We start from the raw sequence: 13,649 nt of genomic DNA on the forward strand, positions 1-13,649 counted from the left end.
TGCGGCCCTGCGGCCCTGCGGCCCTGCGGCCCTGCGGCCCTGCGGCCCTGCGGCCCTGCGGCCCTGCGGCCCTGCGGCCCTGCGGCCCTGCGGCCCTGCGGCCTGCGGCCCTGCGGCCCTGCGGCCTGCGGCCCTGCGGCCCTGCGGCCTGCGGCCCTGCTGTCGTGCTACTCCGCCGACGTCGCCTTCAGCGCCAGCCACAGTTCCATCCGGACGTCCGGGTCGTCCAGGGAACGGCCGAGGATCTCCTCCACCCGCCGCATCCGGTAGCGCAGGGTGTGCCGGTGGACGCCCAGGTCGGCCGCCGCCGCGTCCCACTGGCCGTGGCGGGAGAGCCAGGCCCGCAGGGAGGCCACCAGGTCGCCCCGGCCGGTCGCGTCGTGTTCGTGCAGGGCTCGCAGCAGGCCGTCCGCGAACGCCTTCACCGCGTCGTCCGCGAGCAGGGGCAGCACGGAGCCCGCCGCGAGCTGCTCGTGCTCCACGAGGATCCGGCCCCGGCGCCGCGCCACCGACAGTGCCTGCTCGGCCTGCTTGTACGCGGCCGCCGCCGCGATCGGCCCGGCCGGCGCGGACAGACCCACGACGAGTCCGTCCTCCTCGCCGGCGTCGGAGGGCCCGACGCCCCCGGCCGCCCGGGCGGCCTCCAGCGCCGCCGCGTACCGCGTGCCCGCCGCCACGGCCGCGCCGCCGTCCGTGACCAGTGCCACCAGCCGCTCGCCCTCGGGCACCACCAGCACGGCCTCCCCGGCCCGGGCGGCCGCCGACTCGACGGCCTCGGTGAGACCGTCGAAGGGGTCACCGCCCGCATGGGCCGCGGCCGTCGCCGAGTCGGCGACGATCACCCGGAACGGGGCGTCCAGCAGGCCGCCGTACAGATCCCCGGCGACGGCCCGCGCATGGTCCGGTTCACCCGCCAGCAGCATGCGCAGCACCGCCGCGCCGATCCGCTGCTGCGCCGCGTGCAGGGAGCGGGAGCGTTCCGTGGTGAGGGTGAGCAGGGCGATGGCCGAGTGGACGGCGTACCGCTCGGCGGTGCCTGGAGCCGAGGCGGTGCCGACGGCGAGCGCCGCGCGTGGGCGCCGGCCGGTGCCCAGGGAGTGCAGTTCGACCCGGTCGTCGTGCCGGCCGTCGCCCGCGGAGCCATCCGGGCCGCTCCCACTGCCGCCGGCCACCGCCGAGGCCGGGGCCGGCCGTTCCCGCAGCCGCTCCACCTCCGCCGTGAGCCGCGCAGCCCGCCGGCCCGCCCACTCCGGTGCGGCCGCCACGACGGCGCCCGAGGCGTCGTACAGGGCCGCCCACCCGTCGACCTGCGCGGCGAGCGCGCGGAGCAGCCCCTCGGGGCCGTCCGTCAGCGCCTGCCTCGTCAGCTCGCGCTGGGCCGCGAACCCGGCCGTGACCGCCCGGTACTGGTCGGCCGAGATGGCCGCCGACACCGCCTTGCTGATCGCGAGGAAGGGCGTGCGGCGCGGCACCTCCAGCAGGGGCAGGCCCTCCTCCTCGGCCGCGTCCACGAGCGCCTTCGGGATCTCCTCGTAGTTGACGCCGACGGCGAAGCCCAGCCCGACCACCCCGGCCTTGGCCAGCCGCCGCACATAGCGCCGCATGGCCTCCGGGTCCTCCGCGTCCAGCTTGAGCGCGGTGATCAGCAGCAGCTCCCCGCCCTCCATGTACGGCACGGGGTCCGCGAGCTCGCTGACGTGCGCCCAGCGCACCGGCACGTCCAGGCGGCCCTCGCCCGCCCGCACGGTCAGCTTCAGCGCGGAGTGATGGACGAGCGAGGCGAGCGTGGGAGGCATGGGGCCTTCAGGTCGGGGAGGGATCGACGGTGATCGGCGTGACGGGCGGGGTGATCTTTTGGCCGCCGCGTATGAACGGCCTGTCCCGATTCTGCCTCACCGTACGGTCCCCGGACGCGGCTTCAGTCCCGCAGATCCACCAGCAGCGGTGGCGCGTGCTCGCCCCGCACGCTCGTCAGGGACAGCACCGCGTGCCCGGCCGGTACCTCGTGCGCCAGCCGGGACGCCGACCAGCGCTCCCGCTCGACCTGGCGGACGGTCACCGCGTCCGTGGTCACCGCCTTGCCGGTCACCAGCTTGCGCAGGGCGTGGATGGCGCGGGTCATCGGCTGGTCGGCGAAGACGGTGTGCTTGGCGACCTCCGTGGTCTCCACCCACTCGGTGCCCCAGGTCTGGGCGAACCTGCTGCCGTCCCAGGTGGTGATGCCGGCGAACGCCATCCGGCAGCCGACGGCCCCGTACAGCGGCCCGTGCAGCGCCTCCGGGACGTCGCCGATCGTGCGCAGGGCGAGCACCACGCCCGCGTTCTGCGAGCGCAGCCGCTGGAGCCGGCGCACCGACCCGTCGGTGACGGTGCCCGTCGCGTCGTCCAGGACCAGGCAGGCGAAGTGCTCGCGCCGCTCCCGTACGACGGTGTGGAACTGGGCGAGGACCAGCCGGGTGATCAGCCGGGCGGCCTCCTCGTGCCCCCGCTCGGGCAGGTCGACGCGGACCCGCAGCGGGTGGTGGGCGACCGCGCGCAGCGAGAACGCCCGGTGCGCGTTGCTGCCGCCGCCGAAGAACTCCGCGAACACCGGGCGGTTCAGCAGCGCCAGCCGGTCGGCGAGGGCCCGGCCCGCGTCGCCCGGTGTCCCCGTCTGCCGCACCCGCGCCTCCAGCTCACGCCGCATCACCTCGTCACCGGCCACGGCCGCGCGCAGCGCGGCCAGCGCCGCCGGTTCACCCTCCAGGAGTTCGCGCAGCTCGGGGAGGGTGGGGAAGCAGCCGTGCGCGGTCCGGTACGGGCCCAGCAGCTGGGCGAGCGCCGTGGCCGCGCTCTGGCCGCTCACCGTGTCGAGGTCACCGACCAGTGCCTCGGCGAGGATCGCCGCCGCCTCGTCCGGATCGTCGGACTCCGCGTACGGGTCCAGGTCGTGCACGGACGACGGGTCCCCGATCCGGACGATCACGTCGAACGCGGAGTCGGAGCCGAGCGGGCCGTTGCCGGGTGAGGACACCGCGACGACGGCGCACGCCCCGGTGAGCGCCTGGAGGGCCAGCGCCTCGGTCAGCGGCTCGATCAGGGTCCTGGTCTTGCCCGACCCGGACGGCCCGACCGCGAGCAGCGAGGTGCCCAGCACATCCGGGCCGAGAGCGGCGCCGGCGTCGTGATAGGCGACCGGGGTGCGCTCGGCGGCCACCCAGCGGCCGACGCGCACCTGCCCGGTGAGCAGATCGTGGCGCGCGGTGCGCCGGGGCAGGTCCCGGGCGCCGGACGGATGGGCCCAGGCCGCCCCGCCCTGCCGCAGCACGATGTCCCGGAACTCCGCGAGCCCCGCCGTCCACGCCCGTCGCACCCGCACGCAGTCCACGTCGTTCATCCGGCCGGCGGCCACCTCGGCGGTCAGCAGCTCGGCCGCCTCGTACTGCCCGGCGTCGCGCAGCTCGGGCCACTGGGCGCGCGGCCGCTCGGCAGCGGGCTGGACCTGGCCGGGCCCGGCGCGCCGGGCGGCGAGTCGTTCCTGCACGTACGGCAGCCAGCCACCGAGACGTGCGAACGGCCACACCACCAGCAGCGTGATGACCGCGTACAGCGCGTTCGTGAACAGGGGCGAGGCGAACAGGTCGTAGCTGCCGGAGATCAGCACGATCAGCGAGAACAGGGGGTCGACGACGGGCAGGGCGTCCCAGCCGACCCCGAAGGCGCCGGGGAAGACGAGACTGAGGGCGGCGAGCGCGCCCAGCAGGGCGGCGACAGCCCGCGCGGGCTGCGGCCTGCGGCCGACGAAGTGCCTTACGGCGTGCGGCCAGCTGCCCAGCCGGCCCATGGTGTAGACGAGGACGGCGAAGAACACACCGTCGTACACCACGCGCGCCTCGGCGCCCTCCATGGACTTCGGGGAGGCGATCGTGCCGCCCCACCACCAGTCGCCCGGGGTGAACAGCCGCAGCAGGGTGAACTGGTACGGCAGGCCGCCCCGGCGCCACAGCGACCAGAGCACCAGCGCGACCACCAGCGGCACCAGCATGCCGACGACCGTCACCGGCGCGAGCCGCTCAGCCGTCCGCGCGGCCTTCGGCGGCCGGTACCCGAAGCGCCAGATGCCCGTCCGGGCCGTGGGCCGCTCCTCGTCGAGCCAGCCGGCGACGCCGGACGAGGCCCGCGGGGAGGGCGTACCCGCAGGTGGGACGCCGGGCGCCCGGTCCGGCCGCGGTGGTGTCGAGGGCGGCCGCGGCGGTCCCGCCGGGCGCGGCACGGGATTCGCATGCGTACCCCGCGCGTCCTGCGTCCCGTCGCTGTCCATCGGTCCTGCCCCCTGACCAGCCGTTCCGTCCACCATCAGCGAGTCAATCTAACGCGCCCACAAGGGGAGTTCACCGCTTACGCGGCCGGGCCCGTGACGATCACGGTCCGAGCGCACTGTCCATGACGGACAAGCCGCCCCGCCGACACCGCCCACATGGAGCATGCCCACCCCCCACTCCCCGTCCTAGCCTGCGAGAAAAGAACGAAAGTGTCCGCAAAACCCCAGGAGCCCCTCATGACCGCCCTTCCGCAGGAGCGCCGCATCGTCACCGCCATCCCCGGCCCGAAGTCGCAGGAACTTCAGGCCCGTCGCACCGCCGCGGTCGCGGCCGGCGTGGGTTCGGTGCTCCCCGTCTTCACCACGCGCGCGGGCGGCGGCATCATCGAGGACGTCGACGGCAACCGGCTGATCGACTTCGGCTCCGGCATCGCCGTGACGTCCGTCGGCGCCTCCGCCGAGGCCGTCGTACGACGGGCCACCGCCCAGCTCGCCGACTTCACCCACACCTGTTTCATGGTCACCCCCTACGAGGGCTACGTGGAGGTCGCCGAGGCCCTCGCCGAGCTCACCCCGGGTGACCACGCCAAGAAGTCCGCGCTCTTCAACAGCGGTGCCGAGGCGGTCGAGAACGCCGTCAAGATCGCCCGTTCCTACACCAAGCGGCAGGCGGTGGTCGTCTTCGACCACGGCTACCACGGCCGTACGAACCTCACCATGGCGCTGACGGCGAAGAACATGCCGTACAAGCACGGCTTCGGCCCGTTCGCGCCCGAGGTCTACCGCGTCCCGGTCGCCTACGGCTACCGCTGGCCCACCGGCGCCGAGCACGCGGGCCCCGAGGCCGCCGCGCAGGCCATCGACGAGATCACCAAGCAGGTCGGCGCGGACAACGTGGCCGCGATCATCATCGAGCCGGTGCTCGGCGAGGGCGGCTTCATCGAGCCCGCCAAGGGCTTCCTTCCGGCCATCAGCAAGTTCGCCGCCGACAACGGCATCGTCTTCGTCGCCGACGAGATCCAGTCGGGCTTCTGCCGCACCGGCCAGTGGTTCGCCTGCGAGGACGAGGGCATCGTCCCGGACCTGATCACGACGGCCAAGGGCATCGCGGGCGGTCTGCCGCTCGCCGCCGTGACCGGCCGCGCCGAGATCATGGACGCCCCGCACGCGGGCGGCCTGGGCGGCACCTACGGCGGCAACCCGGTCGCCTGCGCGGGCGCGCTCGGCGCGATCGAGACGATGAAGGAGCTCGACCTCAACGCCAGGGCGAAGCACATCGAGGCCGTCATGAAGGGCCGCCTCACCGCCATGGCCGAGAAGTTCGAGGTCATCGGCGACATCCGCGGGCGGGGCGCGATGATCGCGATCGAGCTGGTCAAGGACCGTGCGACGAAGGAGCCGAACCCCGAGGCGACCGCCGCGCTCGCCAAGGCCTGCCACCAGGAGGGCCTGCTGGTCCTGACCTGTGGCACCTACGGCAACGTGCTGCGCTTCCTGCCGCCGCTGGTCATCGGCGAGGACCTGCTGAACGAGGGCCTCGACATCATCGAGCAGGCTTTCACGCGCATCTGAGCACGGGGCTCGCACAGCTGATTCCCATCGGCCGCAGAGCGTGTGAAGAACGTGTGCGAGGAGGATGGCGGGACGGAATACGGCCTGTCTTACCGCCGGTCACTGCCGTAGGTTCTTCACCAGATGAGAGATACACCCCGTCCACAGGGGACTGTGGACGGACACCGGGCCGGGGCCTCCCCAGCTTCGACCTGGTCGTGCCCTCGCGCACACAACCGGAGCTTCCGGCTTCGGAGCTCCACTCCGATCGGACGGCCGCCCGCCCCAAACCCCCCGGGGCGGCCGGTTTCCGGTCCGGACGGCCACCCCGGAACCACCCCCCTGTTCCGGGGTGGCCGACCTCCTTCTCTGGTGCAGACCACAGACCCCGGATTCGCTCCGGGGTCTTTTTTCGATCCGGGACCCTTTTCGGCCGGCCGGCCGCTCCTGACAAGCTGGGACCCATGCCGTCCCGCCCGAACCGCGCCTTCCTCGGCCTCCTGCCGCCCGCCCTGCTCTTCGCGCTGATCACCTGGCAGGTCGCCGCCGACGGGCCGCTCCTGCGGCTGGACGAGCGCCTCAGCGGCGACCTCGTGCGTCCCGGCCGGTCCTCCGAGCTGCTGGCCGACCTCGGCGAGGTGCAGGTCGCGGTGCCCGTACTGGTGCTGGTCGCCGGGTACGTGGCGTGGCGGGCGAGAGCGGCGGGTGAGGCGCGGTGGTGGACGCCGTCCCTCGCGGCGCTCGGCCTGATGCTGCTGGTGCCGCTGATCGTCGTCCCCCTGAAGGAGTGGACCGACCGGCCCGGTACGCCCGCCGTGCCACCGGCCACCGGCTACTACCCCTCCGGGCACACGGCGACGGCGGCCGTCGCCTACGGCTCGGCGGTGCTGATCCTGCTGCCGTGGCTGCGCTCGGCGCTCGCCCGGCGGCTGGCCGTCGCCATGAGCGCTCTCCTCGTCCTGGCCGTCTCCTTCGGCCTGGTCCGGCGGGGTTACCACTGGCCGCTGGACGTCGTGGCCAGCTGGTGTCTGTGCTCGGTGCTGCTCGGCGCGTTCTGGCTCTCGCCGGCGCGGTCGGGGCGCGGGACGGCGGCAGGGCCGGGCAGCGGGCCGGGCGGCAGCGGGCCGGGCCGACCGCGCCAAACCGGCGAACCCCGGCCGTCCACCCGTACGACTCGGACAAGCGACCCTTCCGCTTCCCGCACCTACGGTGGAGCACGAAAGCCACAGGACACCCCCTAAGCGGAAGGGCCGGACTCACCATGCCCCAGGAAAAGAACGTGGGGGCCACCCACGCCTTCTGGCTCGCCGGCCGCCAGGTCACCGGCGAGGACAGCTTCGACGTCACCTCCCCGTGGGACGGCCGGCTCGTCGCCCAGGTCAGCGTCCCGACGGACGCGCAGGTCGAGGAGGCAGTGGCCGCCGCTCACGCCGTGCGGGACGAGTTCGCCGCGACCCCGGCCCATGTGCGCGCCGCCGCCCTCGACCACGTCAGCAAGCGGCTCGCCGAGCGCACCGAGGAGATCGCCCGGCTGATCTCCGCCGAGAACGGCAAGCCGGTCAAGTGGGCGCGCGGGGAGGTGGGCCGGGCCGTCTCCGTGTTCCGGTTCGCCGCCGAGGAGGCCCGGCGGTTCAACGGGGGCGAGGCCCAGCGCCTCGACACCGACGCCGGCGGCCAGGGGCGTCTCGCCCTCACCCGGCGCTTCCCCAAGGGTGTCGTGCTGGGTATCGCGCCGTTCAACTTCCCGCTGAACCTGTGCGCCCACAAGGTCGCCCCGGCGATCGCGGCCGGCGCGCCGATCATCCTCAAGCCGGCCCCGGCGACCCCGCTGTCCGGCCTGATCATCGGTGACCTGCTCGCCGAGACCGAGCTGCCGGCCGGCTCCTGGAGCATCCTGCCGGTCTCCAACGAGCGCATGCCCGCCCTCGTCCAGGACGAGCGTCTGCCGGTCATCTCCTTCACCGGTTCCGAGAAGGTCGGTTACGCGATCATGGACTCGGTGCCGCGCAAGCACTGCACCCTGGAGCTGGGCGGCAACGGCGCGGCCGTCGTCCTCGGCGACTTCGCGAGCGACGCCGACCTCGACTGGGCCGCCACCCGCATCGCGACCTTCTCCAACTACCAGGGCGGCCAGTCCTGCATCTCGGTGCAGCGGGTCATCGCGGACGCCTCCGTGTACGACCGGCTGCTGCCGCGCATCGTCGCCGCCGTCGAGGCCCAGGTCACCGGCGACCCCGCCGACGACAAGACCGACGTGGGCCCGCTGGTCAGCGAGGACGCGGCCAAGCGCGTCGAGACCTGGGTGGACGAGGCCGTCGCGGCGGGCGCCGCCCTCCTCACGGGCGGCAAGCGCGACGGCGCCTCCTACGCGCCGACCGTCCTCACCGACGTCCCCGCGGACACCACCCTCGCCTGCGAGGAGGTCTTCGGACCGGTCCTCACCGTGACCAGGGTGGACGGCGAGGCCGAGGCCTTCGCGGCCGTCAACTCCTCCAAGTACGGCCTCCAGGCGGGCGTGTTCACGCACGACATCCAGGTCGCCTTCCGCGCCCACCGGGCGCTGGAGGTCGGCGGTGTCATCGTCGGAGACGTGCCCTCCTACCGCGCCGACCAGATGCCGTACGGCGGTGCCAAGCAGTCCGGGGTGGGCCGCGAGGGCGTCAGGTTCGCGATGGAGGACTACACGTACGAGCGGGTGCTGGTCCTGACGGGGCTCGCGCTCTGAGGCTCCCACCCCCGTTAATGGGAACCATTTTCATGTAACCTCGAGGTCGGCGTTCGAACGCCGTCCCCGAAGGGGTCCGGCACCGATGCCTTCCGGTGCCGGGCCCCTTCTTCGTGCCGGCTTCCTCCGGACCCTCAGCCGGAGAAGCCGACGTGCGCGAGCCGCAGTGGGCCGCGCAGTCCGATGCGCAGGTCGCGGACGCCCTCGGCGGTCAGGGCCGCGTCGACGGTGACGTAGTCGTACGGTCCCGGCGTGGGCGCGGCCACCGTCAGCGTGGCCAGGACCGGGCCGCCGTCGAGGAACAGCTCCACCGTGCCCGCGCCGGACGCCGTCACCGTCACGCCCTTCGTGCCGCCGTCCGTGCCGAAGTCGCAGGAACGGTAGACCAGTTCGCCCGTCCCGCCCGACACCGGCGTCACCGCGTCCCCCGACACCTTCGTACGGTCGACGATCTCGACGCCGCTCTGCTCGTCGAAGTCGACGGCGTCCAGGCCGCGTCGGCGGACCGGGCGCGGGACGGGCGGTTCGCCCTCGAGCGTGACCGTCGTCCACAGCCGGACGTCCGTGCTGGACGCGCCGACCAGGAGGTCGTACGGGCCGGACTCCAGGCGCCACCGGCCCTGCGCCACGTCCCAGAAGGCGAAGGCGGACAGTGGGACGTCGAAGGACAGCTCCGCCCGCGCGCCGGGGGCGAGCGTGACCCGGCGGTGGTCGAGCAGCTCGCGGTGCGGCCGGGTGACCGAGGGGTCCACGGCGCGGGTGTAGAGCTGGGCGACCTCGTCGGCCGTCATGTCGCCGGTGTTGGTCACCGTGCAGGAGACCCGCGCCCTGCCGTCCTCGACCCGCACCGCCAGGTCCGCGTAGGAGAACGACGCGTACGACAGGCCGTGCCCGAACGGGAACAGCGCGGCGCCCTCGAAGTACAGGTACGTCTGACGGGAGCCGATCACGTCGTAGTCGAGGAGATCGGGCAGATCGGCGTCGTCGGCGTACCAGGTCTGCGGGAGGCGTCCGGCCGGGGAGACGTCGCCGGCCAGGACCCGCGCGAGAGCGGTGCCCGCGGCCTGGCCGCCGTGCGCCGTCCACAGCACCGCGGACAGCGGGCCCGGTTCGATCGCGTACGGATACGCCGACACCAGGGCCAGCACCGTGCGCGCGTCCGCCGCCCGGGCGGCCGCCAGCAGCCGCTCCTGGTGGGCCGGCAGCCGCAGCGTGGTGCGGTCCTCGGTCTCCCGTCCGTTGATGTGCGGGTCGTTGCCCGCCACGACCACGACCACGTCGGCCCCGGCCGTGACCCGGGTCACCGCGTCCTCGCCGGATTCGACGACGACCACTTCGACGACCGTGTCGACCTCGTGATTCTCCTCGTCCGGCCCGGCAACCCTGACGCCGTCGGCGGCGACACAGACAGGGCGACCCGTTCCCAGATGCAGCAGGAGGTGACCGTTGCCGTGTCCGTAGCCGTGGGTGTTCCCGTCGGCGTCCGCCTGCGGGACCAGGCGGAACGTCTCCTGGACGACCCAGCCGCCGGGCTGGTCGGCGGAGGCGCGCAGGTAGCCGCCCTCGGCGACGGAGAGGTAGCGGCCGTCGGGCGCGCGCAGCGTCAGCACGCCCTCGCCCCAGTCGACGAGCGCGAGCTCCGTACCGGTCGCGTCCGTGGTCAGCGGCGGGAGGTCGGTGCGGCCCGCGAGCAGCGCCGGGTCGAGGGCGCCCTCGGCGCCGCGCACCTCGTCGGTCGCCTCGGGGGCGGTGGGGACCTTCAGGAACGTCCCGGCGGAGGTCTTGAGCAGGACCCGGTCCACGCCCTCCGCGAACTCCACGCGCTCGGCGCCGAACCGCTCGTAGAGGCCCTCCAGAGGGGTGGAGCGGTGCAGCAGCGTGCCGCTGTACCAGTCGAGCTTGCACTCGTCGGCGAGCAGGCCGACCACCGCGATCCGGGTGTCGGGGGCCAGCGGCAGCACACCGTCGTTGCGCAGCAGGACGATCGCCTGCTCGGCGGCCTCCCCGGCGAGCGTGCGATGGGCCGGGGAGTCGAACTCGCCGGTGCCGGCGTGCGGGTCGTAGTGCGGGTCGAACTCGCCCAGCCGGAAGCGGACCGAGAGCTGGCGGCGGACCGCGGCGTCGACGTCGGCCTCGCTCAGCAGGCCCCGCTCCAGGGCGCCCTCGACCCGGGCGACGATCTTCGAGCTGTCCGTGCCGTGGTCGGTGAAGCTGTCCACGCCGGCCACGAGCGCGGCCGCCGTCGCCTCCTCGTGGGTGTCGAAGTAGTGCTCGGAATCCACCAGGTTGGAGGGCGCGCCCGCGTCCGAGCAGACCAGCAGCTCCTCGTCGGTCCAGGCGCGCAGATGCTCGCGCAGAAAGGGCGAGACATGGTTGGGGCGACCGTTGACCAGGTTGTACGCCGGCATCACCCCGGCCACCGCGCCCGCCTCGACGCATCCGCGGAAGGCGCGCAGATCGTACTCGTGCAGCACGCGCGGACGGACCGAGGACGAGGTGACGTCCCGGCCGGTCTCGTTGTTGTGGGCCAGCCAGTGCTTGAGGACCGGGGCCGTGCGCCAGTACGTCGGATGGTCACCGCGCAGCCCGTGTGTGTAGGCGGTGGCGATGGCGGAGGTCAGCCGGGGGTCCTCGGAGTAGCCCTCCTCGTTGCGGCCCCACAGGGGGTGGCGCAGCAGGTTGACGGTGGGGGACCAGACGTTCAGGCCCACCCGCTCGTCGCGGGCGCGCATCGCCCGGACCTCCTTGGACACGGCCTCGCCGATCCGGCGCACGAGGTCGGTGTTCCAGGTCGCGCCCAGGCCCACCGCCTGCGGGAACACCGTCGCGGGGCCCATCCAGGCGACGCCGTGCAGCGCCTCCTGGCCGGTGCGGAACGCGGCGATGCCGAGACGCTCGACGGCGGGTGCGAACTGGTGCAGGAAGGAGACCTTCTCCTCGGGGGTCAGCCGGGACAGCAGATCGTCGATGCGCTTCGCGAACGGCAGCTGCGGATCGCGGAAAGGCGGCGTGGGCGGCGTGTGTGCGGTCACGTGGGGATCCCTTTGCGATGGAGCGGAGGGCTCTTTCGAAGCGCTTCGATGCTCATTCGACGGTGGGGTGGGTGTCAAGGGGACTTCACCGCTATTTCAAGCAGCACATGAGGAGGGGTCACCCCTGACACCTCGGAGGAATGTTGGGGACGGCCCTTGTGCACCCCAGGGTGTTCACTTAACCTCGCAGCAACATCGAAGCGCTTCGACTGATAAGCACCGCACCTGCGTCGAAGGACCGCTTCAGCTCAGCCAGTTCCACTCGAGACACCGCAGCCGACGGCCACCGCCGGGTGTCCTGGTGCGCCATGAAGGGTTGACGCAATGACGCCGAACGCCGCTTCCCTCTCCGCTGGTCCTTCCGGGCCCAGCCGGAGAAGCTTCCTCGCCTCCACGGCGGTCGCCACCGCCGCGGTGGCGGGAGGGATGCCGTTGCTTGCCGCCTGCGGCGGTACGGACGGCGGCTCGCGCGACGGCACCACCTCGGGCAAGGACGCCAAGAAGATCCTCCCGGCGTACGTCGCCTCCAATGTGGTGACGCCCGACATCCCGTCGAAGAACGGCTCCTCGGTCGGCTTCAGCAGCAAGCTCGACCTCGCCACGCTGAAGACCTCGGTGCCGACGAAGCTCGGCAAGGGCGGCAAGGTCACGATCATGTCGCCCTTCTGGGGCTCGCCGCCGAAGAGCGGCAACGCCTACTACGCGGCGATGAACGCGCTCATCGGCGTCGACGTCGTCTGGCAGAACCAGGACGGCAACACCTACGACCAGAAGCTCGGCGCCGTGCTCGCCTCCAGCGACGTGCCGGACGTGGTGGTCGTCCCCGGCTGGAACATGGGCGGGAAGATACCCAGCGCCATCCTCAGCAAGTTCGCCGACCTGGGCCCGTACCTGTCCGGTGACAAGGTCAAGGAGTACCCGAACCTCGCGGCGATCCCGACCGACGCCTGGCAGCGCTCCCTCTTCGGCGGCAAGCTGCGCGGTCTGCCGATGCCGTCCTCCTACGTCACCAACATCGTGCCCTTCTACCGCAAGGACCTCTTCGACAAGAACGGCTACGAGGTCCCGACGACGACGGACGAGTTCACGGCCCTGGCCAAGGAGATCACCAACGCCAAGGCCAAGGTGTGGGCCTGCGGCGACATGAAGTGGACCGCGTTCAACAGCTTCGGAGTTCCGTCCGGCGGGGAGAAGCCGCTCGGCTGGATCCTCGAGGGCGACAAACTGATCAACCGCATCGAGCTGGACTCCTACCTCGAAGCGCTGGAGTGGACCCGCAAGCTGTTCGCCGCCGGTTACGTGCACCCGGACTTCAAGCTGGGCAAGAGCCAGGCCGTCGACCCGAGCACCAAGTTCGCCGCCGGCGAGTTCCTCATCTACAACAACGACATCTCCAGCTGGTACGGGCAGCAGGCCTCGCAGGCCGCCCAGAACCCGGACTTCCGGATCTGGGGCATGGACATCTTCGGCCACGGCGGCGCCGACCCGGTCATCTACGCCACCCAGCCGGCCAACATCTTCGCCTTCGTCAACAAGAAGGCCTCCGAGGCCGTCATCCGCGATGTGCTGGCCGTCGCCAACGTCACCGCCGCCCCGTACGGCACCAAGGAGTACATGCTCACCAACTACGGGGTGGAGGGCACGCACTACAGCGTCAAGGACGGGGTGCCCGTCAAGAACGACAAGGGCAACCAGGAGGTCCTCAACGCCTTCGTGATGGTCGCGAGCCCGGCCTCGACCATCGCCCACCCCGACTTCCCGGACATCGCCAAGGGCCAGGTCGAGTGGCAGCAGCGGATGGGCGCCTTCACCAGGAAGTCGGCCTTCTACGGCATGCAGATCACCGAGCCCAGCCGCTGGACCAACCTCTCCAACAACTTCGAGCAGCTGGAGGACGACATCGTCCGCGGCCGCAAGAAGGTCAGCGACATGCAGGCGGCCGTCTCCGACTGGAAGAAGAAGGGCGGCGACGAGCTGCGCGCCTGGTACCAGAAGCTGCTCGACGACAACGGCACGGCGACGAGCTGACGGCAGCGAGGCG

The 13,649-nt window shown here is 72.6% G+C and carries 7 protein-coding genes; 4 read left to right on the forward strand and 3 right to left on the reverse strand.

Going from position 1 to position 13,649, the window contains the following annotated elements:
* Positions 1–167 precede the first annotated feature (167 nt).
* On the reverse strand, positions 168–1,796 hold the full coding sequence (locus ACFWBB_RS31165) for a PucR family transcriptional regulator (RefSeq protein ID WP_385278979.1): 1,629 nt from the start codon (positions 1,794–1,796) through the stop codon (positions 168–170).
* A gap of 122 nt (positions 1,797–1,918) precedes the next feature.
* Positions 1,919–4,300, reverse strand: coding sequence for an ATP/GTP-binding protein (locus tag ACFWBB_RS31170; protein WP_385278981.1), 2,382 nt, complete (start codon positions 4,298–4,300; stop codon positions 1,919–1,921).
* Positions 4,301–4,537: 237 nt separating this feature from the next.
* Between ACFWBB_RS31170 and gabT the strand changes: the two genes are divergently transcribed.
* The 3 genes from gabT to ACFWBB_RS31185 all read left to right on the forward strand — a co-directional run bounded on the left by gabT (position 4,538) and on the right by ACFWBB_RS31185 (position 8,576).
* Complete coding sequence (gabT, locus tag ACFWBB_RS31175) at positions 4,538–5,872, forward strand: 4-aminobutyrate--2-oxoglutarate transaminase (RefSeq protein WP_385278983.1); 1,335 nt, start codon at positions 4,538–4,540, stop codon at positions 5,870–5,872.
* Positions 5,873–6,315: 443 nt separating this feature from the next.
* Positions 6,316–7,092, forward strand: coding sequence for a phosphatase PAP2 family protein (locus tag ACFWBB_RS31180; RefSeq protein WP_385278985.1), 777 nt, complete (start codon positions 6,316–6,318; stop codon positions 7,090–7,092).
* 38 nt (positions 7,093–7,130) lie between these two features.
* The gene (locus ACFWBB_RS31185) at positions 7,131–8,576 is read left to right on the forward strand and encodes an aldehyde dehydrogenase family protein (protein WP_385279056.1); all 1,446 of its coding nucleotides are present in this window, start codon (positions 7,131–7,133) and stop codon (positions 8,574–8,576) included.
* Between the two features lie 134 nt (positions 8,577–8,710).
* Here ACFWBB_RS31185 and ACFWBB_RS31190 read toward each other — a convergent pair whose 3' ends face one another.
* On the reverse strand, positions 8,711–11,608 hold the full coding sequence (locus ACFWBB_RS31190) for a glycoside hydrolase family 3 C-terminal domain-containing protein (RefSeq protein ID WP_385278987.1): 2,898 nt from the start codon (positions 11,606–11,608) through the stop codon (positions 8,711–8,713).
* A gap of 324 nt (positions 11,609–11,932) precedes the next feature.
* On the opposite strand from ACFWBB_RS31190, the gene ACFWBB_RS31195 reads away from it, so the two are divergent.
* Complete coding sequence (locus ACFWBB_RS31195; protein ID WP_385278989.1) at positions 11,933–13,636, forward strand: extracellular solute-binding protein; 1,704 nt, start codon at positions 11,933–11,935, stop codon at positions 13,634–13,636.
* The last annotated feature ends 13 nt before the right edge of the window (positions 13,637–13,649 follow it).

It is taken from the genome of Streptomyces sp. NPDC060000, from assembly GCF_042737375.1.
In the GTDB taxonomy this organism is placed as follows: Bacteria; Actinomycetota; Actinomycetes; order Streptomycetales; family Streptomycetaceae; genus Streptomyces.